General features: G+C 64.5%; 30 protein-coding genes. 22 read left to right on the forward strand and 8 right to left on the reverse strand.

Translation table 11 applies throughout. From position 1 onward, the window contains the following. The first annotated feature begins 7 nt into the window (after positions 1 to 7). On the forward strand, positions 8 to 925 hold the full coding sequence (locus PF049_06045; protein WBY17699.1) for a calcium/sodium antiporter: 918 nt from the start codon (positions 8 to 10) through the stop codon (positions 923 to 925). Positions 926 to 1,169: 244 nt separating this feature from the next. Next, on the forward strand, positions 1,170 to 2,312 hold the full coding sequence (locus tag PF049_06050) for a site-specific DNA-methyltransferase (GenBank protein ID WBY17700.1): 1,143 nt from the start codon (positions 1,170 to 1,172) through the stop codon (positions 2,310 to 2,312). Positions 2,313 to 2,327: 15 nt separating this feature from the next. On the opposite strand, the gene PF049_06055 is transcribed toward PF049_06050, so the two are convergent. Then, positions 2,328 to 2,999 (reverse strand): flavodoxin reductase, encoded by a 672-nt coding sequence (locus PF049_06055; GenBank protein WBY17701.1) that lies wholly within the window; start codon positions 2,997 to 2,999, stop codon positions 2,328 to 2,330. Between the two features lie 156 nt (positions 3,000 to 3,155). On the opposite strand from PF049_06055, the gene folP reads away from it, so the two are divergent. Further along, positions 3,156 to 4,274, forward strand: a complete 1,119-nt coding sequence (gene folP, locus PF049_06060) for a dihydropteroate synthase (protein ID WBY17702.1) — start codon at positions 3,156 to 3,158, stop codon at positions 4,272 to 4,274. Between the two features lie 100 nt (positions 4,275 to 4,374). After that, positions 4,375 to 5,616: an alkaline phosphatase D family protein gene (locus PF049_06065; GenBank protein WBY17703.1), complete on the forward strand. Its 1,242-nt coding sequence runs from the start codon at positions 4,375 to 4,377 to the stop codon at positions 5,614 to 5,616. A gap of 16 nt (positions 5,617 to 5,632) precedes the next feature. Here the strand turns inward: PF049_06065 and PF049_06070 are convergent, their stop codons facing one another. From PF049_06070 to PF049_06080, 3 genes are all read right to left on the reverse strand, one after another. Then, positions 5,633 to 6,394 (reverse strand): SDR family oxidoreductase, encoded by a 762-nt coding sequence (locus PF049_06070; protein WBY17704.1) that lies wholly within the window; start codon positions 6,392 to 6,394, stop codon positions 5,633 to 5,635. A gap of 80 nt (positions 6,395 to 6,474) precedes the next feature. Beyond that, positions 6,475 to 6,924, reverse strand: a complete 450-nt coding sequence (locus tag PF049_06075; GenBank protein WBY17705.1) for a hypothetical protein — start codon at positions 6,922 to 6,924, stop codon at positions 6,475 to 6,477. 42 nt (positions 6,925 to 6,966) lie between these two features. Next, entirely contained in the window at positions 6,967 to 8,385 is a 1,419-nt protein-coding gene (locus PF049_06080; protein WBY17706.1) for a sigma-54 dependent transcriptional regulator, read from the reverse strand. A 212-nt stretch (positions 8,386 to 8,597) separates the two neighbouring features. Between PF049_06080 and PF049_06085 the strand changes: the two genes are divergently transcribed. From PF049_06085 to PF049_06150, 14 genes are all read left to right on the forward strand, one after another. Continuing rightward, the gene (locus tag PF049_06085; GenBank protein ID WBY17707.1) at positions 8,598 to 8,720 is read left to right on the forward strand and encodes a hypothetical protein; all 123 of its coding nucleotides are present in this window, start codon (positions 8,598 to 8,600) and stop codon (positions 8,718 to 8,720) included. 4 nt (positions 8,721 to 8,724) lie between these two features. Next, the gene (locus PF049_06090) at positions 8,725 to 9,843 is read left to right on the forward strand and encodes an NAD(P) transhydrogenase subunit alpha (GenBank protein WBY17708.1); all 1,119 of its coding nucleotides are present in this window, start codon (positions 8,725 to 8,727) and stop codon (positions 9,841 to 9,843) included. After that, positions 9,840 to 10,628, forward strand: a complete 789-nt coding sequence (locus PF049_06095) for a hypothetical protein (GenBank protein WBY17709.1) — start codon at positions 9,840 to 9,842, stop codon at positions 10,626 to 10,628. The genes PF049_06090 and PF049_06095 overlap by 4 nt, the downstream gene beginning before the upstream one ends. Before the next feature lie 13 nt (positions 10,629 to 10,641). Continuing rightward, a complete protein-coding gene (locus PF049_06100) occupies positions 10,642 to 10,845 on the forward strand; it encodes a hypothetical protein (GenBank protein WBY17710.1) in 204 nt (67 codons plus the stop codon). Continuing rightward, positions 10,842 to 10,973, forward strand: a complete 132-nt coding sequence (locus PF049_06105; GenBank protein WBY17711.1) for a hypothetical protein — start codon at positions 10,842 to 10,844, stop codon at positions 10,971 to 10,973. Before PF049_06100 ends, PF049_06105 begins: the two co-directional genes overlap by 4 nt. Continuing rightward, entirely contained in the window at positions 10,970 to 11,398 is a 429-nt protein-coding gene (locus tag PF049_06110; GenBank protein ID WBY17712.1) for a hypothetical protein, read from the forward strand. Before PF049_06105 ends, PF049_06110 begins: the two co-directional genes overlap by 4 nt. Positions 11,399 to 11,403: 5 nt before the next feature. Next, positions 11,404 to 11,838, forward strand: a complete 435-nt coding sequence (locus tag PF049_06115) for a hypothetical protein (protein WBY17713.1) — start codon at positions 11,404 to 11,406, stop codon at positions 11,836 to 11,838. A 2-nt stretch (positions 11,839 to 11,840) separates the two neighbouring features. Then, positions 11,841 to 12,125: an NAD(P) transhydrogenase subunit alpha gene (locus PF049_06120; protein ID WBY17714.1), complete on the forward strand. Its 285-nt coding sequence runs from the start codon at positions 11,841 to 11,843 to the stop codon at positions 12,123 to 12,125. Positions 12,126 to 12,202: 77 nt separating this feature from the next. Further along, positions 12,203 to 13,621, forward strand: a complete 1,419-nt coding sequence (locus PF049_06125) for an NAD(P)(+) transhydrogenase (Re/Si-specific) subunit beta (GenBank protein WBY17864.1) — start codon at positions 12,203 to 12,205, stop codon at positions 13,619 to 13,621. Beyond that, positions 13,618 to 13,959: a hypothetical protein gene (locus PF049_06130; GenBank protein ID WBY17715.1), complete on the forward strand. Its 342-nt coding sequence runs from the start codon at positions 13,618 to 13,620 to the stop codon at positions 13,957 to 13,959. Before PF049_06125 ends, PF049_06130 begins: the two co-directional genes overlap by 4 nt. Further along, positions 13,960 to 14,955 (forward strand): alpha/beta hydrolase, encoded by a 996-nt coding sequence (locus tag PF049_06135; GenBank protein ID WBY17716.1) that lies wholly within the window; start codon positions 13,960 to 13,962, stop codon positions 14,953 to 14,955. Between the two features lie 73 nt (positions 14,956 to 15,028). Next, positions 15,029 to 15,730 carry an amino acid racemase gene (locus PF049_06140; GenBank protein ID WBY17717.1) on the forward strand — a complete coding sequence of 234 codons (702 nt, stop codon included), beginning with the start codon at positions 15,029 to 15,031 and terminating at the stop codon, positions 15,728 to 15,730. Positions 15,731 to 15,844: 114 nt separating this feature from the next. Beyond that, positions 15,845 to 17,005 carry a deoxyguanosinetriphosphate triphosphohydrolase gene (locus tag PF049_06145; protein WBY17718.1) on the forward strand — a complete coding sequence of 387 codons (1,161 nt, stop codon included), beginning with the start codon at positions 15,845 to 15,847 and terminating at the stop codon, positions 17,003 to 17,005. Further along, complete coding sequence (locus PF049_06150) at positions 16,998 to 17,711, forward strand: NAD(P)H-binding protein (protein ID WBY17719.1); 714 nt, start codon at positions 16,998 to 17,000, stop codon at positions 17,709 to 17,711. Before PF049_06145 ends, PF049_06150 begins: the two co-directional genes overlap by 8 nt. Before the next feature lie 83 nt (positions 17,712 to 17,794). Here the strand turns inward: PF049_06150 and PF049_06155 are convergent, their stop codons facing one another. After that, a complete protein-coding gene (locus PF049_06155) occupies positions 17,795 to 17,923 on the reverse strand; it encodes an entericidin A/B family lipoprotein (protein WBY17720.1) in 129 nt (42 codons plus the stop codon). 98 nt (positions 17,924 to 18,021) lie between these two features. On the opposite strand from PF049_06155, the gene PF049_06160 reads away from it, so the two are divergent. Next, complete coding sequence (locus tag PF049_06160) at positions 18,022 to 18,267, forward strand: hypothetical protein (GenBank protein ID WBY17721.1); 246 nt, start codon at positions 18,022 to 18,024, stop codon at positions 18,265 to 18,267. A gap of 6 nt (positions 18,268 to 18,273) precedes the next feature. Here the strand turns inward: PF049_06160 and PF049_06165 are convergent, their stop codons facing one another. After that, a complete protein-coding gene (locus tag PF049_06165) occupies positions 18,274 to 19,794 on the reverse strand; it encodes a CpaF family protein (GenBank protein ID WBY17722.1) in 1,521 nt (506 codons plus the stop codon). 179 nt (positions 19,795 to 19,973) lie between these two features. On the opposite strand from PF049_06165, the gene PF049_06170 reads away from it, so the two are divergent. From PF049_06170 to PF049_06180, 3 genes are all read left to right on the forward strand, one after another. Continuing rightward, positions 19,974 to 20,894, forward strand: a complete 921-nt coding sequence (locus PF049_06170; protein WBY17723.1) for a DMT family transporter — start codon at positions 19,974 to 19,976, stop codon at positions 20,892 to 20,894. A gap of 74 nt (positions 20,895 to 20,968) precedes the next feature. Continuing rightward, positions 20,969 to 22,792: a glutamine--fructose-6-phosphate transaminase (isomerizing) gene (gene glmS / locus PF049_06175; protein WBY17724.1), complete on the forward strand. Its 1,824-nt coding sequence runs from the start codon at positions 20,969 to 20,971 to the stop codon at positions 22,790 to 22,792. Positions 22,793 to 22,863: 71 nt separating this feature from the next. After that, the gene (locus PF049_06180; protein WBY17725.1) at positions 22,864 to 25,215 is read left to right on the forward strand and encodes an EAL domain-containing protein; all 2,352 of its coding nucleotides are present in this window, start codon (positions 22,864 to 22,866) and stop codon (positions 25,213 to 25,215) included. A gap of 54 nt (positions 25,216 to 25,269) precedes the next feature. Here the strand turns inward: PF049_06180 and purQ are convergent, their stop codons facing one another. Then, complete coding sequence (purQ, locus tag PF049_06185; GenBank protein WBY17726.1) at positions 25,270 to 25,941, reverse strand: phosphoribosylformylglycinamidine synthase subunit PurQ; 672 nt, start codon at positions 25,939 to 25,941, stop codon at positions 25,270 to 25,272. Positions 25,942 to 25,945: 4 nt separating this feature from the next. After that, entirely contained in the window at positions 25,946 to 26,179 is a 234-nt protein-coding gene (gene purS, locus PF049_06190; protein ID WBY17727.1) for a phosphoribosylformylglycinamidine synthase subunit PurS, read from the reverse strand. Positions 26,180 to 26,222: the final 43 nt, after the last annotated feature.

The following is a 26,222-nucleotide window of genomic DNA, read 5'->3' on the forward strand; positions in this document are numbered from 1 at the left end:
ACCTTACTTGGCCACATCCATATTGCTGATCGTTGCCGGCCTCATCGGTCTGGCCCTGGGGGGTGAATTGCTGGTGCGCGGTGCCGTCGGTATTGCCAAGGCAATGGGCCTGTCCAACCTGCTGACCGGCGTCATCATCGTTGGCATGGCGACTTCGATGCCCGAACTGGTCACCAGCGTCGAAGCGGCGCGAGCCGGCTCGCCCGAGATCGCCTGGGGCAATATCGTCGGGTCGAACATTTCGAACACGCTGCTGATCCTTGGGGCGACCGCATTGGTTGCGCCGATCGTCCTGACCGGCCTGGGGCGGCGCGACGCCGCCGTGGCGCTGGGGGCGACCGCCATCCTGGTGGGACTGGCGTTCTGGCAGACGGGCGCGCTCTGGATCGGTGCGGCGCTGCTTGCCTTACTGGTGATCTATATTGTCTGGCGGTTGAATCATCCCCGCATCGCGGACGAGGAGGAGGATGTCACCATCCCCAAACTGCCGATTGCCATCGTCCTGTTCGTGGCGGGCCTTGCCGCACTGGTCTTCGGCGGTGGCTGGCTGGTCGACGGGGCGATAGCAGTCGCCACGGTCGCAGGCGTGAGCGAGACGGTGATCGGGCTGACGGTCGTGGCCATCGGCACTTCGCTGCCGGAACTCGCCGCATCGGTCGCGGCAGCTTTCCGCGGGAAACCCGGCCTCGCGATCGGGAATGTCGTGGGCAGCAACATCTACAACATCTTGCTGATCGGCGGGGCTACGATGCTGATGGCCCCGGTGGCTCTGCCGCGCGAAATCCTTGGAACACAGAGCGCGATCCTGTTCGCGTCTGCCGTGGCGCTGTGGGCATTGCTGTGGGCCGGCAAGACGATCGGACGCGTGATGGGCGGCGTGCTACTGGCCGCGTTCACAGCCTACGTCATCGCCACACTGCTTTGAACGTCCTGTCGAAGAGGCAGGCGCAACAGCGTTAACGCGCTGGCGCGAGTCTTTTGCGCCACACCCCATCATGGTGAGTCCGGCGAAAGTGCGCGGACTCAATATCTTGTGCCGGACACCATCTGTTCCCCCGAGCTTACGCCGAAGTAACCATCTCCGTTTATAATTGCTCCCTTGACGCGGAGTCCACTTGGACTCACCCTGTGGATAACTTGACGGGGAAGGTAAGATCATGGGGGCCGACATGGTGGTTCTGGAAACCACGAAGCAGCGCAGTGCGAAAAAGGCGAAGCCGGCTGCGACCGCGAAGGAAACACTGCCGCTGGGGCAGATACTGGACGGTGACTGTGTCGAGCGGCTGCGCGAATTGCCCGATGCCAGCGTCGATCTCGTCTTTGCCGACCCGCCTTACAATCTCCAGCTGGGCGGCGATCTCAACCGGCCCGATGGCAGCCATGTCGATGCGGTGACCGATCACTGGGACCAGTTCGACAGCTTCAAGCTTTACGACGATTTTACAAAGGCATGGCTGACGGAGTGCAAGCGCATCCTGAAGCCCGACGGGGCCATGTGGGTCATCGGCAGCTATCACAATATCTACCGGGTCGGCACGATCCTGCAGGACCTGGGCTTCTGGATCCTGAACGATATCGTCTGGCGCAAGACCAATCCGATGCCCAATTTCCGCGGCACGCGCTTCACGAACGCCCATGAAACCCTGCTGTGGTGCAGCCAGGGAGAGAAGGCGAAATACCAGTTCAACTACCGCGCGATGAAGACCCTGAACGACGAGCTTCAGATGCGCAGCGACTGGGTGCTGCCGATCTGTTCGGGTGGGGAGCGCCTGAAGGACCGGCACGGCCACAAGGCGCACCCGACGCAAAAGCCCGAGGCGCTGCTCTACCGCGTCCTGCTCGCCACGACCGAGCGCGGCGATGTGGTAGTCGACCCGTTCTTCGGCACCGGCACGACCGGCGCGGTGGCAAAAAGGCTCGGCCGCGAATGGATCGGCTGCGAGCGGGAGGAGGCCTACCGCGAGGTCGCGACGGCCCGCATAGCGAAGGAACTACCGCTCGACGAAAGCGCGCTCACCACGGTGAAGGCAGGACGAGCCGCGCCCAAGGTTGCATTCGGCGCCTTGGTCGAAAGCGGGATGCTGAAACCGGGGACGAAGGTTTTCGACAAGAAACGCCGCTGGGAAGCGACGGTGCGGGCCGACGGTTCGCTCGTCCATGCAAAGCAGGTCGGCTCTATCCACGGCCTCGGCAAGGAATTGCAGAATGCGCCCAGCTGCAATGGCTGGACCTTCTGGCATTACGAGGACGAGGGCCTGATCAAGCCGATCGACGCCGTGCGGCAGCTATACCTGCTCAGCATCGAAGACTGACGCAGGTAGAGTTCTCTACCACTCCTCGCGCACCAGGCTGTCGCCGGAGACGCCGCGCGCTTTCAGCAGCGTGCTGACGTCGTCCTCCATCGGCGACGGGCCGCACAGGTAGAAAAGTCCGTCCAGGTCGAGCCCGGCCTGCTCGAGATACTCGGCATCGACCCTGCCGTGACAGGTGCCTTCCGTATTCTCGTCGCTCAGCTGCAGGTCGAGCCTCAGGCCCGGCATCCGCTCCAGTTCCTCGCGCAGGATGATGTCTTTCTCGCACGAGTTGGAGAAGATCAGGCGATAGCCATCGAGCGTCCCGTCCTTCGCCTGCCGCGCGCGCAGGATGGAAAGGAACGGCGTCAGCCCGGCGCCGCCCGCGATGATGGTGCCCGGCCCCTTGTCCTCGATCGCGCCCCACGGGTCCTCGAGAATGACCTTCTCACCGCCTTCCATCTGGCCGACCTGTTCGGTCACCCCGTCATGCGAGGGGTAGGACTTGATGGTGAACTGCAGGTGCTCGGCTTGCGGCAGCGAGGTGAAGGTGAAGGGGCGTTTCTCATCGCGCCAGCCGTCGCGGTCGAGCGCGAAATCGGTCGCCTGTCCGGGCTTGAAATCGTATCCGTCCGGCCGGTCGAAGGTCAGCTCGTTCACATTATGCGTGATGGCGCGCATGCTTTTCAACGTGAGATGGTGGGACATGGCGTTTCCTCGGGGCTTTCGTGCACGCCGGGCGCGCATGGGACTTGTCATGGGGAATGAGCAGCCGGTCGCGGCGGTTCCCCGTCGCGGCGAACTTCCGGAAAGTGGCTCGCCGCCATGTTGCGCGCGGCGGGCTTTGCCGTAAGACCGTTCGCCATGCCGCAGCACGCCTCCCGCTCCGTCTATATCCGTCCGATCGGATTTGCGCCCGGTCCCCAGAGCGAGGAGGGCGATACGGTCCGGCTCGCAGGCGGGATGATCTATGCGCATCGCTTCGCGGTGATCGTCCGGGAGAACGGATCGGTCACCGAGCGCCGAACCTGCTCGCCCGCCATGATGCCGGACACACTGGAACGCCTGCCGGAAGACCTCGCGGCCGAGGGCGCGCTGCAGTGGTCCAACCTGACGCTTGCGCATCCGCCGCTGGAACTGGGGGAGCGCACGATCCGGCTCGACCAGCCGCAGGTCATGGGCATCCTCAATGTCACACCCGACAGCTTCAGCGATGGCGGCGCCTTCCTGGACGATCCGAATGTGGGAAGGGCCCATGCGGCGCAAATGCTGGAGGCCGGGGCGGCACTGATCGACATCGGCGGGGAAAGCACGCGGCCGGGCGCACAGGCCGTGCTGGAGCAGGACGAGATCGCGCGCATCCTTCCCGCCGTCGAATACACGGCCGCGATGGGCGGCGCGGTCAGCATCGATACGAGACGTGCCGAGGTAATGCAGGCGGCGCTCGATGCGGGAGCGTCGCTGGTCAACGATGTATCGGGCCTGCGCTACGATCCGCGCGCGCCGGAACTGGTCGCGGCCCGCGGCTGTCCGGTCGTGCTGATGCATGCAGGGGACGGCACGGACTTGCACCAGAAAGCAGGGGAGAGTGCGGTATTCGATGTGTTCGACGCCCTTCGCACCATTCGGGACGACGCGGTGGCGGCAGGCATCGCGCCCGAGCGGATCGTGCTCGACCCCGGTATCGGTTTCGGCAAGCAGGTGGCGGACAATCTGGCTTTGATAAACGCGCTGCCGCTGTTCCATGCGCTCGGCCATCCCCTGTTGCTGGGGGCCAGTCGCAAGCGGATGATCGGCGCGCTCAGCCACGAAGCCCCGGTCGAAAAACGCCTCGGCGGCAGCATCGCGCTGGCGCTGGCAGGAATGAATGCCGGCGTCCAGATGCTGCGCGTTCACGATGTCGCGGAGACGGTGCAGGCACGCAATGTTTGGCGCGGCCTGCGCGATGCCGCCCTGACCGATTTCGCCGATCTGCCCGCCTGATTTCCGTGCGGATGACAGGGGGTCGCAATCCCGTCATAGAAGACCGCCAAGGGCCACTGCCTGCACCACGATGACAAAACGACTGCACGAGGATTAACCGATGAACGCCCGCAAGACCCTGCTCGCCGCCGCCCTTCCGTTGATGGCAGGCGCGCTCGCGCATGCCCCGCTTGCCGCGCAGGACGGCGATGTCACGGTCGGGCCCGGCTCCTTCCTCGAAGGGTATTACGCGGCGCTGAAATCGCGCGTGGAAATGCCCGTGGCCCCTCCGGGCGCGCCCCTGCCGTCGACCGCCGCCATGATAGAACGGATCGCCTTCGGCAGCTGCAACCACCAGTCGCGCAGCCAGCATATGTGGGCGCAGATCGAGGCGACGAACCCCGACTTGTTCCTGCTGATCGGCGACAATGTCTATGGCGACACCAACTGGTCGGGCGATGCCGCGCTGAAGACGCTTCGCGATGCCTATGCCGCGCAGTCCGACCATCCCGAATTCCAGCAGTTCCGGGCACGGGTCCCGATGATGACGTCGTGGGACGACCATGATTTCGGCTTCAACGATGGCGGCGCGGCCTTCGCCTTTCGCGGCTTTGCGGAGGATATCTACGAAACCTATTGGGGCAGTTCGGCAGAAGTGCGCGCGCGCCCCGGCGTCTATGAGAGCCGGATGTTCGGGCAGGGCGATCGCCGGGTCCAGCTGATCATGCTGGATACGCGCTATTTCCGGTCCGAGTTCGAGCGGATGCCCTACACGGAAGAACGCCCGCCGCTTGGCCCCTACCAGCCCAGCAATGACGAGAGCCTGACCATGCTGGGCGACGCGCAGTGGGCCTGGCTCCAGCAGGAACTGGCACGGCCGGCGGACCTGCGGATCGTCGTGTCGTCGATCCAGGTCCTGACCGATGCGCACGATTACGAAAGCTGGGAGCAATTGCCGCTCGAGCGCGCTCGTCTTTACGAGATGCTGGGCGCGCGGGCTGACAGCGAATTGCTGCTGCTGTCGGGCGACCGGCACGCAGGCGGCATCTATCGTTCCGGGCTTGGCGAAGGCGGCGATCCGCTGTGGGAACTGACCAGCTCTTCCCTTAACCTCGCATTCGGCACGACGCCGCAGAACACGGCACGCGAGCCCGATCCGCTGCGGGTGACGGACTTCATCGCGGAGGAGAATTTCGGCCTCGTCGAAATCGACTGGGCGGCGGAGAAGGTAACGCTGTCGCTGCGCGGGGCCGAGGGCGAGATCCGGGCGCAGCAGGACGTGTTCTGGAATGCGCAGACAGCCCCGGCCATGCGCTCGCCGGACATGATCCCGGGCGCTCAGGACGCGCCGCAGGGCGAGTGATTTTCCGTCTGATTGCCTAGAGGGAGTAGCCGCCGTCGGTCACCATCACCTCGCCGGTGATGTTGGCGGCGGCGCCCGACAGCAGGAAGCCGATCTGCGCTGCCAGCTCGTCCGGCGTGGCGAAACGGCCGCGAGGCGTGCCGATGGCCATCGCCTTCAGCGTGGCGTCGCGTCCGTTTTTCTTCACCGCGGCCTGGAACTGCGGAGAGCCGTTCCAGATCGCCGTGTCGCCCCCGCCCGGGGCAACGGCATTCACGCGGATACCGTCTGCGGCCCCTTCCAGTGCCGCAATGCGGGCCATGTGGGCAACGCCCGCTTTCGCAACGCCATAGGCGCCGATGCCGGCCACGGCCTTCAGGCCGGTGACGGACGCAACGACCACGGCCGATCCGCCGCCACGCCGCTTCATCGCGTGCATGGCATAGCTCAGGGTCAGGAATGCACCGTCGAGATTGACGGTCATGACGCGGCGCCATTCCTCCAGCGTCTGATCGGCGACCGTGCCGGCCCCGCCGACACCGGCATTGACGATGGCAACGTCGATTTCCGGATGACTTTCGTCCAACCGCTGCCAGAGCGCCTCGTCGGCGACGCTGCCGACAATACGGTCGGTTTCGCAGGACAGGTCGAGCGCATTCAGCGCATCGCCATCCGTGTCGATCAGGACGAGGCGCCCGGCGCCCCCCGCATCGAGCCAGCGCGCGCATGCCGCACCGATACCCGAGGCGGCTCCGGTGACGAGCGCGGTCTGTCCAGTGAAATCGTGTCCGTTTGTCATGCGGGCGGCGCTAGAGCCGCGCCGCAGGCGTGTCGAGAGAGGCTACACGGAAAAAGGCCGGGCGGGGCCGGTCAATCCGTTCAGCCGGGTGTCCGGGCGGTGTCGCTGCCTTCGCTGCCCGGTGCGCGCCCGATACGCTGCATCAGGGCGGCGAGCGTATTGCCGATCCACTGCTCGTCGACTTCGGAGAAGGGCGCGTGGATGGGCCGCTCCTGCGCGACCGGATAGGGGCTGCGCTCGATCGCCCCGATCGAGATGACGGCATGGGCGCGGTCGAGGGCGACGCCCAGACCGGCCACCCGCTTGCCATGCACCTTGATCACGAAGCGCTTGGCCTCTGCCGTGCCGCCTTCCTCGTTGATCTCGATATCGGTCCGGTCCTCGACCGAGCCGCGCACCAGTTCCACCAGGCGCGCCAGCTTGGGCGCCTCGTCGCGGGTCCAGCGGAACCGCTCGAACTGCTCGGCATCGATCTTGCCGGACAGTGCGTCGCAGGCTTCCTTGAAGCTGGAATGGGTCATGTCGCTCATCGGGCTTCTCCGCAGGTTCGTGTGGCAGGCAAAACCCGAAACCTAGGCGGCATTGTCGATGCCGAGGTCGGACAGCTTGCGATAAAGGGTGGAGCGCCCGATGCCGAGCCGGCGGGCGACTTCGGTCATCCGTCCGCGATAATGACCGATGGCGAGACGGATGACATCGGCCTCGATTTCCTCGAGCGGGCGCAGATTGCCGTCTTCGGTATAGAGCATCACGCCGATGGCTTCGTGCAGGGGCGCGGCGTTTTCGTCGATCTCGCCGACCAGTTCGGACAGTTGCGGGAAATCGCCGGCGGTCAGCGATTCGCCCTCGCAGAACACGGCAGCGCGGAACAGGACGGTCTGCAACTGCCGGACATTGCCCGGCCAGTCATAGGCGCACAGCAGCGACAGGGCGCTGTCGGCGAGCGAGAGATGCCTCAGTCCCGGCTGTTCCCCGATGCGGATCAGGAAATGGCGGGCCAGTGCGCCGATATCGCCGGGTCTCTCGCGCAGCGGCGGCAGGACGATGCGCGTGCCCGTGATCGCCTGTAGAAGGGCCGCGTCGAAATTGCCGGTCGTGACCAGGTCGTCGAGCGGAAGGTCGCTGGCGGAGAGGATGCGCACGTCCACCTTGAACCCGTGGGTGGCGCCGACGGGTCGCACTATGCCCTCGGTAATGACCGAGGCGAGCCGGCCCTGCAGGTCTTTCCCGAGCCGGTCGATCTCGTCGAGGATCAGCGTTCCGCCATCGCAGAACTGGATGGCCCCGATCTGCCGGTCGAACGCGCCGGGAAAGGCGCCCGGTTCGTGGCCGAACAATGCGGATTCTATCGAATTGGCCCGAACGCCGCCGACATTCAGCAGGCGATGCGGCGCCTTGGCACGCGGGCTGGCAGCCAGCATGGCGCGCAGCAGCATTTCCTTGCCCGTTCCGCGCTCGCCTTCAATCAGGACATGGCCGTGGCCGCGTGCCGTCTTTGCCGCGCGGGCGAGGGAGGTGCGGAATTCGGGCGCGGTTCCGATCATCGAATCGAAGTCGAGCTCGGCGTCGATTTTCTCCGTCAGGGGCTGCAATTCGTCGCGCGGCGCTTCCTTGCGGGTGGAACTGCGAAGCGCCGTCATCAGGCGATCGGGCGCGACCGGCTTGATCAGGTAGTCGGTGGCGCCCGCGCGCATCGCTTCCACGGCCAGCAGGGGGCTGGCGCTGGTGGTCAGCATCAGGATCGGCAGCGCAGGACGCCGGGCCTTCAGTTCCTCTATCAGCGAACAGGCATCGTCGCCCGGCACCCATTGGTCGAGGATGATGGCGGACAATTGCATGCCCTCGCGCGTGCCGAGCGTGGCAATCGCGGTCTCGCTGTCCTTCACCACGAGCGTACGCCAGCCCTCGCGCGCGGCGAGTGCCGTCACGAGGCGGCTTTGCGCCGGCTCGTCGTCGATCAGCATCAGCAGGCGGGTGTCGTCCTCGGCCATCGTTCCCCAAAACCGTCCCAGTGCGGTACAGAAAGGGCGTGATAGGTCGGCGGGGTAAAGTTCGTGTTAAGGCTGAAAAGAAGGTGTGCCGATCTCGCCGTTCGCAGGGGAAGGGCAGCGGCCGGGACTTGCAGCGCGCGGGGGGTGGATATAGGACTTCGCGCAACAGAGTTTTTCGCCGCACAGGCAATTTATCATTGGAGATCATTCCCATGGCATCGAACGACATGAATGCTGCCAACAGCACCTATTCCAGCTTCATCGCATCGCTGAAGTGGATCCTGCCGCTGATCGCGGTGATCACGTTTCTCGTCGTTGTCATGATCGCAAGCTGATCCGTTGCGGATCGCTGTCCTGAAAGAGCGCGAGGCGGGGGAAACCCGCGTTGCGCTGACGCCCGAAACCGCGAAGAAATTCATCGCGCTCGGGGCTGAAGTCGCGGTCGAGCGTGGGGCGGGAGAGACTGCCTCCATTCCGGACAGTGAGTATGAAAACGCCGGGGCGTCGATCACGGACGCCGCGCAGGCGGTGACCGGGGCGGGCATCGTGCTGGGCATCCGCGCGCCCGATCCGCTTGCGCTTGCGGGCGCGAAGGACGGCGCGCTGGTCGCCGCCATCTTCGACCCCTTCCAGCAGCGTGATCGCGTGGAGGCTTACGCAAAGGCTGGCTTCGAGGCGCTGTCGATGGAATTCATGCCGCGCATTACCCGCGCGCAGAGCATGGATGTCCTGTCCAGCCAGTCCAACCTCTCTGGCTACAAGGCGGTCATCGCGGCGGCGAACCAGTTTGGCCGCGCCTTCCCCATGATGATGACCGCTGCCGGCACGGTGCAGGCGGCGAAGGTCTTCGTGATGGGCGTGGGCGTTGCCGGACTGCAGGCGATCGCCACGGCGAAGCGTCTGGGCGCGCAGGTCAGCGCGACCGATGTCCGCTCCGCAACGAAAGAGCAGATCCAGTCGCTCGGCGCAAAACCCGTCTTCGTCGAGGACGTCGCCGGTATCGAGGGCGAGGGTTCGGGCGGCTATGCCACCGAGATGAGCGAGGAATACCAGCAGGCGCAGGCGAAACTGGTGTCCGAGCATATCGCGAAGCAGGACATCGTCATCACCACCGCACTGATCCCCGGGCGCGAGGCGCCAAGGCTGATCTCCGACGCGCAGATTGCGACGATGAAGCCCGGCAGCGTGATCTACGACCTTGCCGTGGCGCAAGGCGGCAATGTCGAGGGCAGCACGGCCGATGAACTGGTGACGCGTCACGGGGTCACCCTGATGGGTTATTCCAACACGCCCGCGCATCTCGCCCCCGACGCGTCCGCATTGTTCGCGCGCAACCTGTTCAATTTCCTCTCTGCCTTCTGGGACAAGGACGCCGGGATTGTCGAACTGGACGAGGAAATCGGAGACGCCGTGCGCCTGACGAAGCACGGCAGGATCGTTCACGAGAGGTTGGTATGAAAACTTCGGTTTTTCTCTTAGCCGCTGTGACATCGCTTTCGTGCGCGTTCGCGACGCCAGCCAGCGCGCGTTCGTCGATCGTCCCGTTGTTCCTCACCGCGCCCGAAGGTGACCAGGCAGCCGAGGGTTTTGTCGACGAGAACGAAGCTTTCTATAGCGTGCCAGTCGTTTCCGGTGTCACGGTTACACTAGCGCAAAGGATTGCAGTTCCCGGAAGCGCGATGACGCGCTACGTCGCTGCCGACACAGTGCTGTTTCAGGCGACCAGCACCGAAGGCATCGCCTATTGCGCATCCTCCAATAAGGATCTTGACGATCCTCCTCAATATGATCGGATGGTGCGTGTCTTCGTCTGCTTGCGAGACGATGATCGCGATGGTGCCTTCGACCGTGCGCTGACGACCGGCGGTGAATCCGCTGCTTTTCCGGTGATGCAGGACGGGGACAATGACTGGATCGCACTGGGCGAACCCGTTCCCTACACGCTTTCGGCCGAGCAACCCTATCCCGTGGCTTATTCGATGCAATTTGTCCTGCGTCGTGCAATTCCGAAAAAGAACGTCGTGTTCATTGCCGCCAGGATTGGGAATGGGGACGAGGCTGAGACGATCTCCTATGATCGCTACGAACTTGGGCCGCGGGGTGAACTGGAACTATTCGGGGGTCAGTTCCAGGTTTCGGCGATGACGAAGGATGGGGCTCAGTTCGAACTGGTTCGGTCCATGCCGATACGTCCGGTCATACTCGGCAAAACGCCGGCAAGATCGTTTTACGTTCCTGGGTAGGCGCACTTAACCAATGGACTTCATCTTCATCCTGTTGCTTTCTGGCTCGGCATGTCTCGCTAGCACTTATGCGATCCGGTCGGTCACGTCCTCGCTGCGCACGCTGCTCCACAATGTCGGGCAAAAGTGTCGTACGGTCGAACTGGACGCAGAATTCGGAGAAGCCGTGCGCCTGACGAAGCACAGCAAGATCGTTCACGAAAGGTTGCAATCATGAACCGTGCGGCATGGCTCATTCTGCTGGGCATCGGTCTGGTCCTGTTGTTCGTCCTCGGCTTGAATGCCGGTTACTTCGCAGGCACCCAGCTTTCGAATGGCGAAAACATTGAGGCGAGCGAGGGGTGACCATGCGCCTTGGAATTGCCGCAGCCATCATTGCATCGCTGGCGCTGGCCGGGTGCGACGGTATGCAGCCGGGGGCAAGCAGCTACGATACCCGCGCGGCTTCGGCCGGCTCGGATTTCCGATATGGCGCGCGCGAAGTGGTTGCCGGGCTGCAGCCAGTCTGTCCCTACACGGTAGAGGACGAACGGCTGGCGCAATACGACCCGGTCCGCGCGCGGATGGAAGCGCTGGAAGAGCGGATTGCGGGCACGGCGCTGGAAGTCGACCTGGCGGTCGTTCGTTCGGACTACGCCCATTTCTGGCAGGTCAATACGGCCGAATGCGGCGAACCGGACGGCGAGACCGTAGAAGAACAGATCGCCGCCGAGATTGCGAAAATCGTCGCCGGGCTCGACCGCATGGAAGCCGCGGCGGGCGTCACTTGACCTGCATGGCGCCGAGAGATGCACGGATTGCCGCCGGGGTGCTGGCGGCGGCCATGATCGTGCTGGCATCGCAGCCTGTTGCTGCCCGCTCGACGCACGGTGCAGTCGATGCGAGTGAAGAGCAATCCGCAGCCTGGGCGGGCGAGTGGAGCGTGGATTTGCGGTTATCGCTCGACGACCCGCATTACACGCAGCCGATGACCCTTGTCTCGACTGGCGAAGGGGACGTGGCAGGCTCGTTCTACGGCTCTCCGATAGAGGCCGGACGCGCTGGCGAGGCGAAAGGCCGCACCTGCCTGTCCTTCCGCACCAGCGACGACAGCGGCCCCTATTTCCACGCCGCTTGTCTGGAAGGCGAAAAGATGACCGGGCAAAGCTGGAGCACGGGGCGCGGCTTCGTCCTCCCCTGGACCGCGACGCGCTTAGCAGAGAAGGACTGACCTTGGACTTCATTTCGATCCTGTCGATTTTCGTGCTGGCGTGTTTCGTCGGCTATTACGTGGTCTGGTCGGTCACGCCCGCGCTGCACACGCCGCTGATGGCGGTGACCAATGCGATTTCGTCGGTCATCATCGTCGGCGCGCTGATCGCGGCGGCAGCGGCGGATGTGCCGGGGGCGAAATGGCTGGGGCTGCTCGGCATCGTGCTCGCCAGCGTGAACATCTTCGGCGGGTTCGCGGTGACGGCGCGAATGCTCGCCATGTACAAGAAGAAGGAGAAGAAGTGATGTTCTCCTACTTCGTTGCCGCTTGGCGAACCGACGTCGAGCCAGAGTTTGCCCTCGACACAGCTTCCGATCTTGGAATGGCGCATGGCGGAGTAAACCCGTGGGTCGCACTCGCCTATCTCGTGTCGGGCGTGTTCTTCATCCTTGCGCTGCGCGGACTGTCCTCGCCCGCGACGAGCCGGACGGGCAACCGCTTCGGCATGATCGGCATGCTGATCGCGGTGGTGACGACGATGGTGACGCGCGACATTGCCAATATTGTCGAAATCCTCATCGCGATCGCGGTCGGTGGCGTGATCGGCCTTGTCATCGCCCGCCGCATCGCCATGACCTCAATGCCCGAGCTGGTCGCGGCCTTCCATTCGTTGGTCGGCCTTGCCGCGGTGCTGGTCGGCTGGGCGGCTTATCTCAATCCGGGTGCTTTCGGCTTGCTGATCGGCGACAGCATCGGCGCGGTTTCCAAAGTCGAGATGGGTCTCGGCATCGCCATCGGAGCCATCACCTTCTCCGGCTCGGTCATCGCCTTTGCCAAGTTATCGGGCCGAATGAGCGGTTCGCCGATTTTGCTGCCCGCGAGGCACGTCATCAACCTCGGCACGCTGGCGGCGATCATCGTGCTGACCGCGCTCTTCGCCATGGCCGGGCCGGCCGAGACCAGGCCGCTGATTATTGCGCTGACGGTGCTCGCTTTCCTCATCGGCTTCCTGCTGATCATCCCCATCGGCGGGGCGGACATGCCGGTCGTGGTGTCGATGCTGAACAGTTATTCGGGCTGGGCCGCGGCTGCGATGGGCTTCACGCTCGGCAATACGGCGATGATCATCACCGGCGCACTGGTCGGCTCCTCGGGCGCGATCCTCAGCTACATCATGTGCCGGGCGATGAACCGCAGCTTCATCAGCGTAATCGCGGGCGGCTTCGGCGCGGATGACAGCGCGGCTGGCAGCGGCGAGGCGAAGGAGCAGCGCCCCTACAAACAGGGCAGCGCGGCCGATGCGGCCTTCATGCTGGAACAGGCGGAAAAGGTCATCATCATCCCGGGCTACGGCATGGCGGTGGCGCAGGCACAGCACGCACTGCGCGAAATGGCCGACATGCTGGAAGAAAAGGGCGTGGAGGTAAAATACGCCATCCACCCCGTCGCCGGGCGCATGCCGGGGCATATGAACGTTCTCCTCGCCGAAGCGCAGGTGCCGTACGAGAACGTGTTCGAGCTGGAAGACATCAACTCCGAATTCGCGCAGGCGGACGTCGCCTTCATTATCGGCGCGAACGATGTGGTTAATCCGGCGGCCAAGACCGACAAGTCCAGCCCCATCTACGGCATGCCCGTGTTCGACGTGGACAAGGCCAAGCAGGTATTCTTCATCAAGCGCAGCATGGGCGGCGTGGGCTATGCCGGCGTCGACAATGACGTGTTCTACATGGACCAGACCATGATGCTGCTGTCCGATGCCAAGAAGATGGTCGAGGAAATCGTGAAGGCGATGGATTGACCCGCGCCCTGCTGGCGGCCGGTGCTGCGCTGCTTTTGAACGGCTGCATCGACCGGATCGCCGAGAGCCGGGTCGAAAGCGCGCTGGTAAAAAATGGCGTGGGCGATGGCACGGCGTCCTGCATGGCCGCGCGCATGGTAGACCGGCTGACCATCGACCAGCTTCGCAAGCTGGAAGGCCTCGCCCCGCAGGATGGGGAGGCCCGGCGACCCACCGGCGTGCGCGATTTCCTGGCCCGGGTGCGGCGCGTGGGCGATGCGGAAGTGATTGCCGTAACCGGCTCCTCTGCTGCCCTGTGTGCCAGCGGCATTGCCCGCGAGGCAGGTGGAGGGGCCTAGGTGAAGAAGCTGGCTCTCACCCTGCTGGGCCTCGTCGCGATTGCCGCGCTCGCTTTCCTGCTGCTGCGCGTGCCCGACACCGATCCGGCGGAGATGCGCGCGAAATATGGCGGAGAGCCTTCGCGTTTCGTGGAAATGCCGGATGGCAATATCTTCCATGTCCGGGACGAGGGGCCGCGCGGCGGATTGCCCATCGTCCTGCTCCATGGCTCGAATGCCGACCTCCATACGTGGGAGCCTTGGGCGCGGGCGTTGTCAGGCGATTACCGCGTCATCCGGTTCGACCAGATCGGCCACGGCCTGACCGGCGCGAGCGTCGACGGTGAATATGCGCCCGATGCCTTTGCCGCCGATGTCGAGATGATCGCCGATGCGCTCGGCCTCGAGCGGTTCGTGCTGGCCGGCAATTCCATGGGCGGCGGGGTCGCGATGACCTATGCGTTGAAGCATCCCGAACGCCTTGCCGGACTGGTCCTGGTCGATGCCAGCGGCGCACCCGTAGAGCGTGAGAGTGGCGGCAACCTCGCCTTCACGCTGGCGCGTATCCCCGGCGTCGGCGCAGTACTCAGCCAGTTCCTGCCGCGTTCGCTGGTCGAGCGAAGCCTGTCGCAAAGCGTATCCAACCAGGACGTCGTCACGCCCGGGGCCGTCGATCGCTATTGGGAAATGGCGCGCTATCCCGGCACGCGGGCGGCGACCCGCGCCCGCTTCGCGTCACGGCGCGAACCCTTTGCCGCCGCCGATGTCGCTGCGTTGCAACTGCCTGTGCTGGTGATGTGGGGGAAGGAGGATGCGCTCATCCCCTATGACGCGGCCGGATGGTTCATGCGGCACCTGCCCAACGCCTCGCTGGCGGCCTACGACGATATCGGTCACCTCCCGATGGAGGAAGGGCCGGACCGAACGGCGAGCGATCTGCGTGCATGGCTCGCCTCGTCGATTTCTTCGCCGCAACCCCCTGCCGATCCCACCCCGACGGTTGACAGCGCGAACTGATCCGGCAAGCGAGAGGCGATATTGCGTCCGGCCCCGACCGGCGCTTGTCGTCCTTTGTCTGGAGTGATTTTGCGTGCGTAAACTGGGCCTGATCGGCGGAATGAGCTGGGTCTCGACCGGTCTCTATTACAAGTGGATAAACAAGGGCATCCAGCGACGGGCCGCGCCGATGGCCAGCGCGCCCCTGCTGATCGAAAGTCTCGATTTCAGCCAGCTGCACGGGCTCAAGGAAGAATCGGACTGGGACCGCGCGGGCGAGGTTCTGGTGGACAGCGCGAAACGGCTGGAAGATGCAGGCGCAGGTGCGCTGATCATCGGCGCCAATTCGATGCACCGGCTGTATGACCGGGTGGCCGAGGCGGTCGACATCACCATCCTGCACATCGCCGATTGCGTCGGGGACAAGATGGTGGAGCAGGGGGCGACCAATGCCGCCTCCCTGATCGGGACCCGCAACGTCATGACCGAAAGCTTCTATCGCCAGCGGCTGGTGGCAAAGGGCATCGACCTGTTGCCGCCGGACATGGCCCATGTCGACGAGGTGAACCGCATCATCTACGAAGAACTGATGGCGGGAGAGGCGAAACGCTCTTCCGAACGGTTCTTCCGCACGCTGATCACGCGATTGCAGCAGGACGGGGCGAAAGCGGTCGTGTCGGCCTGCACCGAACTCGACATGGTGATCGACGTGGATGCCAATGTGCTGCCGATCTACGATTCCGCGAGGATCCACTGCGAGGCGGCGGTCGACTGGATCATGGCGGACGAGGCATAGAGGACGAACGGGGCCCGACAGCGGGCCGCCTGCCGCTGCAATCCGGCGGCTGGACGGATGTTGCCCGATTGTTCCCGTTGTCGCCATTGCCGCGCCCTCGTATCGGCTTGAGCGATGTCGCGTTCTCCCCTTGCCGCCGATCCCGAAACCTCGCGCGGGCGCGAGTTCGCCGCCAGCGGTGACGAGACCCGCGGCCCGCGCAGCGCGTTCCAGCGCGACCGCGACCGCATCATCCATTCGATCGCGTTCCGCCGCCTGCGCGGCAAGACGCAGGTTTTCGTCGCTCCCGATGGCGATCACTATCGCACCCGCCTGACCCACAGCCTTGAAGTCGCGCAGATCGGCCGGACCATCGCCCGCGCACTGGGCCTGGACGAGGACCTGACCGAGGCGCTGTGCCTGGCGCACGATATCGGTCATCCGCCCTTCGGCCATGCAGGGGAAAAGGCGTTGAACGCCTCTGTCGAACGGCATGGCGGGTTCGATCACAACGCGCAGACGCTGCGCACCCTGATGCGGCTCGAAAGCCCCTATTGCACCCATGTCGGGCTGAACCTGTCGTGGGAGACGCTGGAAGGCCTTTCAAAGCACAACGGGCCGGTGTCCGATCCCCATTGGGCGCTGGCTGCGCTCGACCGGGACTATTCTCTGGAACTCGGCGGCTGGCCCTCGCTCGAAGCGCAGGTCGCGGCGGTGGCGGACGATATCGCCTACGACAATCACGATATCGACGACGGGCTGCGGGCGGGCTTCCTGAAGCTGGAGGACCTGCTTGAACTCGATTTCGTGGCCGAACTGTGGGACGCGGTCGTTCGCCGCCATCCCGATGCGCGGCAGGAAACACGGTTGCGGGAACTGGTACGCGACCAGATCGGGGTGATGGTCAACGACGTGATTGCCACGGCCACGGCCCGGATGGCCGGACTGACCTCGCGCGGGGACATTGCCACGCATGACGGGCCGGTTGCCGGGTTCTCGGACGCCATGTTCGAGCGCGAGCGGCGGCTCAAGGCCATCATGTACGAACGGTTCTATCTCCACCGCGACCAGGTCGAGACGGCGGAGAAGGCGCGCAGCGTCATCCTGAAACTGTATGCCGCCTACGATCAGGACCCTGCCCTGATGGGCGGGCGCTGGACCGCAACGATGCCGTCGGCGGAGCCCGATCGCAGTCGCCATATCGTCGATTACATTGCCGGAATGACGGACAGCTACGCCATCGCTCGCCATGCCGCGATCTACGGGACCACGCCGGAAGGTCTCAGCAATGTCTGATCACGATCCTGCCGCGCCCACTCGCATCGTACTCGTCGGGGCGACGGGCCTGGTGGGCCGGGCCGTCATGGAAGCGTGCGTCGGCCGCGAGGATGTGCGTCTCGTCGCTATCTCCCGCCGCGAGGCCCCCATGCCCGATGGCGCGCGGATGGAGATGTTCGTGGCCGATCCCGCCGAATGGGGCCATGTCTTGAAGAAAGTCCGGGCGGAGGTCCTGGTGAGCGCGCTGGGCACCACGATCCGCAAGGTCGGCGGCGACAAGGACGCGTTTTATGCCGTCGATCACGACCTGGTGCTGCAAACGGCGCGAGCCGCGCATGATGCGGGACTGGAACGGATGGTCAGCGTCAGTTCGGTCGGGGCGAATGCGTTCTCCGACAATTTCTACCTCAAGACGAAGGGCGAGACGGAAAAGGCACTGGCCAAGGTCGGCTTTCGCCGGCTGGACATCCTGCGCCCGGGGCTTCTTCGCGGAACGCGCAAGGCGGACCTGCGCCCGCTGGAAGGGCTGGGGCGTATCGCCAGCCCGGTGGCCGACCTGGTCCTGCGCGGCAAATACGAGAAATACCGCTCGATCCACGCCTCGACCATGGCGCACGCCGTGCTTGCGCTGGCCAAGCGGCGGACGCAGGGCAAGTTCGTGCATGAACACGAAGGCCTGCAGCGCGCGGCAAAGATGCTGCCCGAATTGGGCGGGGACGAGTAGCGCTCCCCAAGGCCCGACGAGGCGGATACGAAAACGCCCGCCGGATCAGGGGCGGGCGTTTCGTTGCGTTCCGGTGGGCCGGATCAGATGGCGCGGTCGCCTGCTTCACCGACGGATTCGATGTCGCGGCCCGCGCCCTTGACCGTGTTACAGGCCGTTGCGGTAAGAGCGATCGAAGCGATGCCAGCGGCGAGAAGTACCTTGCGAACCATTGAATATTCCTTTCATCAAACAAACGTCGATGCATCCGAACGGACTGCTGCGCAAAGCACGGCTTCTCGTACGCCCACCTGATAGATGCCCAGATAGAATGCCGATGATCCCCGATTGGTTCCACAAGCTGATATTCGTGAGCGATGCCGCGCGCGTCGCGCTGGCAGGCGGCGCTTTCCTGCTGCTGGCGCTATTCGCCATGCTGGCGGAGAGATGGCGCAATGCCCGCACCCGAATAGACCGGATCGGCTGGGTGCCGTGGACGGGCATCTTCCTGTTTTCCGCCGTCATCGGCGGCGGCCTTCTGGCGCTGGCTATCCCTGCCCTGATGCAAGGCGGCTGAACCGCGTCAGAGACACGCTTCCAGATACGCTTGGTCGAACCCGAACTGGCGCGCTTTTTCCAGCGTATAGGGCCTGAGGCCACTCGCGCGGAATTCGCCGATGATCTTGCCGTCTTCGCTCTCGTCGAGATATTCGAACTTGAAGAGCTCCTGCGTCACGATCACGTCGCCTTCCATGCCGATGACCTCCGTGATCCCGGTGGTGCGGCGCGAACCGTCGCGCAGGCGTTTCACCTGCACGATCAGGTCGACGGATTCGGCGATCTGGCGGCTGATGGCTTCCTTCGGGATCTTGATGTCGCCCATCAGGATCATGTTTTCCATACGGCCGAGGCATTCGCGCGCCGAGTTGGCGTGAAGCGTACACATGGAGCCGTCATGGCCGGTGTTCATGGCGGCGAGAAGGTCGAAACATTCCGCGCCGCGAATCTCACCCAGGATGATGCGGTCGGGGCGCATACGCAGGGCGTTCTTCACCAGGTCGCCGATGGTGATCGCGCCTTGCCCTTCCAGGTTCGGCGGGCGCGTTTCCAGCGGCAGCCAGTGCGGCTGCTGCAGGCGGAGTTCTGCCGCATCCTCAATGGTCAGGACGCGCTCGCCCGGGTCGATCATCTTCGACAGGGCGTTGAGCATGGTGGTCTTACCCGAACCCGTACCGCCCGAAATGACGATGTTCATGCGGCAGGCGCCCGCGATTTTCAGCGCGGTACACATCTTGTCGCTCATGGAACCGAACTCCTTGAGCATGTCGAGGGTGATCGGTTTTTCGGAGAACTTACGAATGGAAATCGCGGTGCCGCGCAGGCTGAGCGGGGGCACGATCACGTTCACACGGCTGCCGTCCTTCAGGCGGGCGTCGGCCAGCGGTGTCGTCTGGTCGACGCGGCGTCCCACCTGGTTCACGATGCGCTGGGCGATCTGGAACAGATGCTGTTCGTCGCGGAACCGGATCGGGGCGATGACCAGCTTGCCCTTTTTCTCGATGTAGGTCTGGTCCGGACCGTTGACCATGATGTCCGATACGTCGGGATCGTTCAGCAGCTCTTCCAGCGGACCGAAGCCCAACAATTCGTCGATCAGGACCTTTTCCAGCGCGAACTGCTCGCGCCGGTTCAGCGTGACCTTCAGTTCGGCCAGCACTTCCATAATGATCGGGCGGAATTCTTCCGACAGCTCTTCCTTGGAAAGCGTGGCGGCCGCTTCGGGATCGACGCGTTCGAGCAGGCGGGGGAGCACCTGTTCCTTGATCTTGTGGACGCTGGCTTCGAAGCCGCCAATTTCCTGCTGTTCATGGATCGCGTTGGCGCGGTCCGCGAGGCGGGTCATCGCGTCGTCCCTGTTCGGCTGTCCAGCGGACGCGCCCGGCACGTCCGCCGCGCTGTCGCCGGGCAAAGGCGGGAACTGTTCTCCGCCGGGAGGGCGCGCCTGTTCGGCCGGTTTCGCATTGCCGCCACCCTTCATGGGCCGCGCGACGCCAAAAGACGAACGACCACCCGCTGGCCCGTTCCTGCGTCCGAATGCACTCATTTCCATCGTCCCCCGGATAAATCCGCTAAGCTTGATCCGGCCTCACACGCTTATGGCGAAGGAGGCCTTTCTGGAATTGGTGAATAGGATGGAAACCTTATTTTTTTCCTAAATGGCGCGGTGGCTATGGCCCGCGTGTATGTGCTGGACTAAGCGCTGCGCATGATCCGGACCCCCCGATGAGAGATAGCGAACGCACGGGACTGATGCTGGCGGCGGCAGGATTTGCCACGCTGTCGGTCGGCGATGCAGTGATCAAGACGATGGCGGGTGAATGGCCGCCGCTGGCGGTTGCCGCCTTGCGGTTCTCGCTCGGCGCGATCGGGCTGTCCGTATTGCTGTTCGTGAAGGAAGGGGCGCGTGCATTTCGTCCGAAGAATCCCTGGCTGCAAGCGGGAAGGGGGTTCTGCCTTGCCGCGGCCAGCCTGTGCTTCTTCAGCGCGGTCTTCGTGATGCCGCTTGCCTCGGCCATGGCGCTGGCCTTTGTCGCGCCGGTCCTGACCGCCGTTTTCAGCGCAATTTTCCTGAAAGAGGCGATCCGTTTGCCAGTTGTCGCAGCCAGCGTCATCGCGCTGTGCGGCGTTGCGCTGGTCCTGCGCCCGAATGTCGCGGCGCTGGGCCCGGCAGCGTTCCTGCCGCTGGCCTCCGCCCTGTTTTTCAGCCTGATGATCGTCGCCAACCGGGCAGCCGGCGGGCAGGGCAGCGCGCTCTCGATGCAGGCGTTCATGGCGATCGTCGCAGCGCCGCTGCTGGTCGTGGCGGCGTTTGCCGGGCATGTGAGCGGGATCGAGAGCCTGCGCGTCGATATGCCGGAATGGAGCGTGATCGTGCGCTGCCTGATCGTCGCGGTCACCGCCAGCACGGCGCACTGGCTGGTCTTCCTGGGCACCGAAAGGGCGGGTGCATCGACCATTGCGCCGACCACCTATCTCCAGATGCTGGTTGCGATCACGCTGGGCTGGTGGTGGTTCGGCGACGTGCCCGACGCGGTGACGCTGGCAGGCGGCGCGGTCATCATCTGTGCAGGCCTTATCCTGTGGCGCAGCACGCCTGCCGGGGCGGCAACGAAGGTAAGCGTTGCGAAAGGGACCGCGCGATAGTGCAATGGTAGGAAATTACAGCTAACAGGCTGCCAACCTTACCCACCTCAAGACCAGCAGGAAGATTTTAGCCGATGTGTGGAATTATCGGGATTGCGGGCGCGGCGCCCGTTGCGGACCGGTTGGTCGATGGCCTGAAGCGGATGGAATATCGCGGCTATGACAGCGCCGGGATCTGCACCCTGCATGACGGCGACCTTATCCGCCGCCGGGCGGAGGGCAAGCTCGCCAATCTGGTGGAGGAACTGGCAGGCAATCCCGCGCCCGGCCATGTCGGCATCGCCCATACCCGCTGGGCCACCCATGGCGCGCCCACGGCGGCCAACGCGCATCCCCATGCGACCGATCACGTCGCGCTGGTCCACAACGGCATCATCGAAAATTTCCGCGCCCTGCGCGAGGAGTTGCAGGCCGACGGACGGACGCTGGAAAGCGATACCGACAGCGAAGTCGTCGCGCATCTCGTGTCCCGCGAGGTGGAGAACGGTGCCTCCCCGCAGGATGCCGTCCAGACCGTCCTGCCGCGCCTTCGCGGTGCCTTCGCGCTGGCCATCGCGTTCCGGGACCATCCCGACCTCTTGATCGGCTCGCGGCTGGGTTCCCCGCTGGTCGTCGGCTATGGCGAGGGCGAGATGTATCTCGGGTCCGACGCGCTGGCGCTCGCCCCGCTGACGCAGAAGATCAGCTATCTCGAGGAAGGCGACTGGGTCGCCATCACTCGCGACACCGCGCAGGTCTTCGACGGCGAGAATGCGCCGGTCGAACGTCCTATCGTGGCATCCGGCGCATCGGCCGCGGCGGTCGAGAAGGGCAATTATCGCCACTTCATGCAGAAAGAGATCTTCGAGCAGCCGACCGTCGTCGCCCAGACGCTGGCCAGCTATGTCCGGCAGAGCGACGACAGCGTTGCCCTGCCGCAGATCGATTTCGACCTATCGAGCGTGAAGCGCATCACCATCGTTGCCTGCGGCACGTCCTATTACGCAGGCATGGTCGCGAAATACTGGTTCGAACAGTTCGCCCGCGTTCCGGTCGATGTCGATGTGGCGTCCGAGTTCCGGTACCGGGAACCGGTGCTGGAAGAGGGCGGCCTGTCGCTGTTCATCTCGCAGAGCGGGGAAACGGCCGACACGCTGGCGGCGCTTCGCCACTGCAAGCAGGCCGGCCAGACCATCGCCGCAGTCGTCAACGTGCCCACCAGTTCCATGGCGCGCGAGGCGGACCTGCTGCTGCCTACCCATGCCGGCCCGGAAATCGGTGTCGCCAGCACCAAGGCGTTCGCCTGCCAGCTGGCGGTCCTGGCCGCTCTTGCAGCCCATCTGGCGGTAAAGAACGGCCACATGACGCGCGCGGAAGAGGAAGAGGTGGTCCATCACCTGCTGGAAGCGCCGGCCGCCCTGAACGCAGCGCTGGACCACGACGAGGATATTGCCGGAATGGCGCACCTCATCGCGCCCGCGCGGGATGTGCTCTATCTGGGCCGCGGACCGGACTATCCGATGGCGATGGAAGGCGCGCTGAAACTGAAGGAAATTAGCTACATCCACGCAGAGGGATATGCATCGGGCGAGATGAAGCACGGCCCCATCGCGCTGATCGACGAGCATGTGCCCGTCATCGTCCTCGCGCCCAGCGGACCACTGTTCGAGAAGACCGTGTCGAACATGCAGGAAGTGCGCGCCCGCGGCGGGCAGATCGTGCTGATCTCGGACGAGGAAGGTCTGGCCGAAGCGGGCGAGGGATGCCTGGCGACGATCCAGATGCCGAAAGTGCATCCGCTGATCGCGCCGCTGGTCTACGCGGTTCCGGTGCAGCTGCTGGCTTATCACGTGGCCGTGGCCAAGGGCACGGATGTCGACCAGCCGCGCAATCTCGCCAAGTCGGTGACGGTGGAATAATCGTTCCCGGGGGGCGAATTGGGGTCCTATCCTTAACTGCCCTCTAACCTTTGAGGGTTAGCGGCGGACGGGTGACCGCCTCCGCTCCAAATCGCCGGGCCTTCCCGAAAAAACTTCCGCTCGCGAGCCTGCTGGGCCTGCGTGAGGAGGGCGATCTCGATTGGCCCCGGCTGCGGGCGATCCAGCACTCCGTGCCGGCATCGAAAATCGTGGTTCGCATGGCAAGCCATGCCACGCTTGCCCTTGTCACGGCGACCATCCTCTACCCCATCGTGCCGATCGCGATCCTGATCGGCTGGATTGCGTTCATGGCCGCGTCGCTGGGCTTGATGTTCCAGGCCGACATGAACCTGCAGGCGAAACCGGGTCGCACGCTCAGCAAGGGGGCTGCCGCGCGCCACTTGCGCGGCACGATCTCCGCCGCCCTGGCATGGAGCCTTGCCAGCCCATTGGCGCTGTATTTCGGGACGCCCGCCGATGTGCTCGCAGTCTGGGCCGTCATCGCTGCCGTCATTACCGGGATTACCATCACGCTGGGTACGGCGCCCATGGGCGCGATCCTGTTCTCCGTCATCGTGATGGTCCCGGGCGCCGTGTCGCTACTCGCGGCGGGGTATCTCTCTGCGGCATTTGCAGCAGGCGTCATGCTGCCCATCGCGTGCTGGGGCTTCATCGTGCGTGCCGACACCTTCCTGCGTGGCAGCCTTGCCGAAGACGGCATGAACGAGCGGTCGGAAGTCGTGTCGCTGCTGCTGCGCGAATTCGAGGAAAACGAGGCCGACTGGCTGTGGCAGATCGATACCTCGCGGCGCATTCGCTCCGCTTCCCCGCGCTTCGCGTTTGCGCTGGGGCTGGATTCTGCCGATGTCGAGGGCAAGCCGTTTCTCGAGCTCATCTCGGGCGAGCATTGGGAAACCGGCCAGTTTCCGACCAGTCTCCATGACCTCGCCGAACGCCTGAAGCGCCGCGAAAGCTTCTCTGCGCTGCTGGTCAAGGTGACGATCAACGGCAAGAACCGCTGGTGGGAGCTGTCGGGCACGCCGATGCTGGATAACCACGGCAAGCATGTGGGCTTCCGCGGCGTCGGGTCCGACGTGACCGAACAGCGCGAATCGACCGAGAAGATCGCCTACCTGGCGCGCTACGACACGCTGACCAAGCTGCCGAACCGCCTGATGCTGAACGAATCGCTGGGCGATGCGATGCGCTATGCCCGCCAATGGCGTTCGCGCTGCGCGTTCCTGATGATCGACCTCGACCGGTTCAAGCAGGTCAACGATTCGCTTGGTCACCAGGTCGGCGACCGGTTGCTGGAAAAGGTCGCCGAACGGCTGAAGGAAATCTGCGGCGAGAACGAAATCTGCGGCCGCCTGGGCGGCGACGAATTCGCCATCGTCATCCGCGAAGCGTCCGACCCCGCCGTCGTATCGAAAGTCGCCAACAGGATCATCTCGCGCCTGTCGGAGCCCTATGCCGTCGATAACCATACGCTTTTTGTCGGGGCGAGTGTGGGTTCCGCCGTGGCCCCGCGCGACGGCAAGTCGGTCGAGGAACTGATGCGCAATGCCGACCTCGCGCTCTACCGGTCCAAGGACGAGGGCGGCGGCGAGCACTTCACCTACGAGCCCGCCCTGCATGCATCGGCAGAAGAACGCCGCCAGCTGGAGTTCTCGCTACGCAAGGCGCTGGAGCGGAACGAATTGCTGCTGCATTACCAGCCGGTGGTGAATGCAGGGTCGGAAGACCTCGTCGGTTTCGAAGCGCTGGTGCGCTGGAACAGCCGGGACCACGGTTTCGTCAGCCCGGCCAAGTTCATCCCGCTGGCAGAGGAAACCCGCCTGATCGTGCCGATCGGCACCTGGGTCCTGCAGCGGGCGTGCATGGAAGCGGCCAAGTGGCCTTCGCATGTCCGGGTCAACATCAACGTCTCGCCGGAACAGCTGCTGGAGCCCGGTTTCCCGAACACGGTCGTCCAGGCCCTGTCCCGCGCCAATCTCGACCCGCAAAGGCTCGAGATCGAAGTCACGGAAAGCATCTTCCTGCGCGATGCCAGTGTCGCCCGCGCCGCGCTGGAACAGGTGATGGCGCTGGGCTGCCAGATCGCGCTCGACGATTTCGGGACCGGCTACTCCTCGCTCGGCTATATCAGGGAACTGCGCTTCTCCACGATCAAGGTCGATCGCACCTTCGTGCAGGGCGCTGCGCAGGGCGCGCGCGAGAGCGAGGCCATCATCCGCGCCGTTGTCGCCATGGCGCAGAGCCTCGACATGACGACCACGGCGGAAGGCGTGGAAACGGCCGGTGAGGCGGAGATGATCCGCAACATGGGCTGTACCAAGATCCAGGGATATTATTTCGGCCGTCCGATGCCGGTGGACGAAGTGCATTCCGTGCTGCGTCACCAGCAGCAAATGAGGGCCTAGGCCAGCACCGACCGGGTGCGTGCTGAAACCAGGCTCTCGGATCAGGCTCTCGGATCAGGCGGGGGCGAGGGCGTCCAGCACGCTTTCGAAGATGCCGCGGCCATCGGTCCGGCCGTGGGCATCCTCCACCGCGCGTTCGGGGTGGGGCATCATGCCCAGCACGTTGCCAGCCTCGTTCAGAACGCCGGCAATGCCGCGCTGTGAGCCGTTGACGTTGTCGGCATAGCGGAAGGCCACGCGGCCTTCGCCCTCCAGCCGGTCGAGCACGGCGTCATCGGCGAAATAATTGCCGTCATGATGCGCCACCGGGATGGTGATCGTCTGTCCGGCGTCGTAGCGCGCGGTGAACAGCGACTGCGCATTCTCCACCGTCAGCACGGCGTCGCGGCAAATGAAAGTCTGTTGCTTGTTGCGCATCAGGGCACCCGGCAACAGCCGCGACTCGGTCAGGACCTGGAACCCGTTGCACACGCCCAGAACCGGCACACCGCGGCCTGCTGCCGCCACGATCTCGCGCATGATCGGGCTGTTCGCCGCCATGGCGCCGGAACGCAGGTAATCGCCGTAGGAAAAACCGCCGGGCAGGGCGATGAAATCGAGGTCGGCAGGCAGTTCGCTGTCGCCGTGCCAGACACGCTGCGGCGTGGTTCCGGTGACCAGTTCGATGCCCACCGCCATGTCGCGGTCGCAATTGGAACCAGGGAAGGTAACGACAGCGCTCTTCATCGGATCAGCCCACCTTCTCGATGCGGTAATCCTCGATCACCGTATTGGCGAGAAGCTGCTCGCACATCTTTTCCAGCTGCTCGTCTCCGGTCCCGTCCGCTACGTCGAGTTCGATCGTGCGGCCGATGCGGACATTGTCGACGCCGGAAAAGCCGAGACCTTCCAGCGCGTGATGCACGGCGCGCCCCTGCGGATCGAGGACACCGGGCTTCAGGCTGACATGGACGCGAACTTTCATGGGGCTTCGATCCTGCTGTGACGGGTGCGATTCTGTATCGCCG

Source organism: Erythrobacteraceae bacterium WH01K, assembly GCA_027941995.1.
In the GTDB taxonomy this organism is placed as follows: Bacteria; Pseudomonadota; Alphaproteobacteria; order Sphingomonadales; family Sphingomonadaceae; genus CAJXSN01.

Coding starts and splice junctions, on each gene's coding strand:
- PF049_06050 (WBY17700.1), top strand. CDS start 1,170: ATGGTGGTTCTGGAAACCACGAAGCAGCGCAGTGCGAAAAAGGCGAAG.
- PF049_06055 (WBY17701.1), bottom strand. CDS start 2,999: ATGTCCCACCATCTCACGTTGAAAAGCATGCGCGCCATCACGCATAAT.
- folP (WBY17702.1), top strand. CDS start 3,156: ATGCCGCAGCACGCCTCCCGCTCCGTCTATATCCGTCCGATCGGATTT.
- PF049_06065 (WBY17703.1), top strand. CDS start 4,375: ATGAACGCCCGCAAGACCCTGCTCGCCGCCGCCCTTCCGTTGATGGCA.
- PF049_06070 (WBY17704.1), bottom strand. CDS start 6,394: ATGACAAACGGACACGATTTCACTGGACAGACCGCGCTCGTCACCGGA.
- PF049_06075 (WBY17705.1), bottom strand. CDS start 6,924: ATGAGCGACATGACCCATTCCAGCTTCAAGGAAGCCTGCGACGCACTG.
- PF049_06080 (WBY17706.1), bottom strand. CDS start 8,385: ATGGCCGAGGACGACACCCGCCTGCTGATGCTGATCGACGACGAGCCG.
- PF049_06085 (WBY17707.1), top strand. CDS start 8,598: ATGGCATCGAACGACATGAATGCTGCCAACAGCACCTATTCCAGCTTC.
- PF049_06095 (WBY17709.1), top strand. CDS start 9,840: ATGAAAACTTCGGTTTTTCTCTTAGCCGCTGTGACATCGCTTTCGTGC.
- PF049_06100 (WBY17710.1), top strand. CDS start 10,642: ATGGACTTCATCTTCATCCTGTTGCTTTCTGGCTCGGCATGTCTCGCT.
- PF049_06105 (WBY17711.1), top strand. CDS start 10,842: ATGAACCGTGCGGCATGGCTCATTCTGCTGGGCATCGGTCTGGTCCTG.
- PF049_06115 (WBY17713.1), top strand. CDS start 11,404: ATGGCGCCGAGAGATGCACGGATTGCCGCCGGGGTGCTGGCGGCGGCC.
- PF049_06125 (WBY17864.1), top strand. CDS start 12,203: ATGGCGCATGGCGGAGTAAACCCGTGGGTCGCACTCGCCTATCTCGTG.
- PF049_06145 (WBY17718.1), top strand. CDS start 15,845: ATGTCGCGTTCTCCCCTTGCCGCCGATCCCGAAACCTCGCGCGGGCGC.
- PF049_06150 (WBY17719.1), top strand. CDS start 16,998: ATGTCTGATCACGATCCTGCCGCGCCCACTCGCATCGTACTCGTCGGG.
- PF049_06155 (WBY17720.1), bottom strand. CDS start 17,923: ATGGTTCGCAAGGTACTTCTCGCCGCTGGCATCGCTTCGATCGCTCTT.
- PF049_06160 (WBY17721.1), top strand. CDS start 18,022: ATGCCGATGATCCCCGATTGGTTCCACAAGCTGATATTCGTGAGCGAT.
- PF049_06165 (WBY17722.1), bottom strand. CDS start 19,794: ATGAGTGCATTCGGACGCAGGAACGGGCCAGCGGGTGGTCGTTCGTCT.
- PF049_06170 (WBY17723.1), top strand. CDS start 19,974: ATGAGAGATAGCGAACGCACGGGACTGATGCTGGCGGCGGCAGGATTT.
- glmS (WBY17724.1), top strand. CDS start 20,969: ATGTGTGGAATTATCGGGATTGCGGGCGCGGCGCCCGTTGCGGACCGG.
- purQ (WBY17726.1), bottom strand. CDS start 25,941: ATGAAGAGCGCTGTCGTTACCTTCCCTGGTTCCAATTGCGACCGCGAC.
- purS (WBY17727.1), bottom strand. CDS start 26,179: ATGAAAGTTCGCGTCCATGTCAGCCTGAAGCCCGGTGTCCTCGATCCG.